This window comes from Psychrobacter piscatorii (genome assembly GCF_001444505.1).
In the GTDB taxonomy this organism is placed as follows: Bacteria; Pseudomonadota; Gammaproteobacteria; order Pseudomonadales; family Moraxellaceae; genus Psychrobacter; species Psychrobacter piscatorii_B.
This window is the reverse complement of sequence record NZ_LNDJ01000043.1, coordinates 1-631: the sequence shown is the minus strand read 5'-3', so window position 1 is coordinate 631 and position 631 is coordinate 1. Positions and strand designations below refer to the sequence as shown.

Genomic DNA, 631 nt, shown 5'->3' with positions numbered 1-631 from the left:
AATGCAATATAATGATTATAATGAAGCCTCATTGCATTAAATCGATTTTTATATGACGCTGTGATGTCTTTAGATAAAGATCGAAGGGCGTTTTAAGTGGGCATAATTGAACGAAATTGAATGATGAAAATACACCGTTCTTAACACAGCTACGTAGTAATAGAGTACCTATTTCTGCAAATAAAGCCTTCTTGCCTCGCGTGTAAAGCCTTATATATCAGCTGTTTATGAAAAAAAATAAAATAAAATACCTCAGCTATGAGCCTGGCTTTAACACCCGGTAAACAGTAGCTACGCCAACACCAACTGCCTTAGCGATTTCCTCTTTTGTCATATTGCCTTGACTGTCTAATTCTCTAATACGATTGTGTTTCGTTGTATTAGGCTTCTTACCGGAGGGCTTATAGCCACTGTTAGCCAATCCCTGCTTGATACGCTCTCTACGCTTGTCGTTATCAAGCTTTGCCATCGTTGCTAATAAGTCGATCAGCATATGGTTAATCACTGTTAGGATCTCACCTGTCATGCCATTATTAACTGTATGCGTCGTTGGTAGATCAGCCACCACCAATCGCAAGCCTTTGTCTTTGATACGCTGCTTTAGAATTGCAAAATCATCTTGAGATAATCG

General features: G+C 39.0%; 1 protein-coding gene. It reads right to left on the bottom strand.

The features are described from left to right. Positions 1-256: 256 nt before the first annotated feature. A partial coding sequence (locus AS194_RS02200) for a helix-turn-helix domain-containing protein (protein WP_152978586.1) occupies positions 257-631 on the bottom strand: 375 nt, incomplete at its 5' end.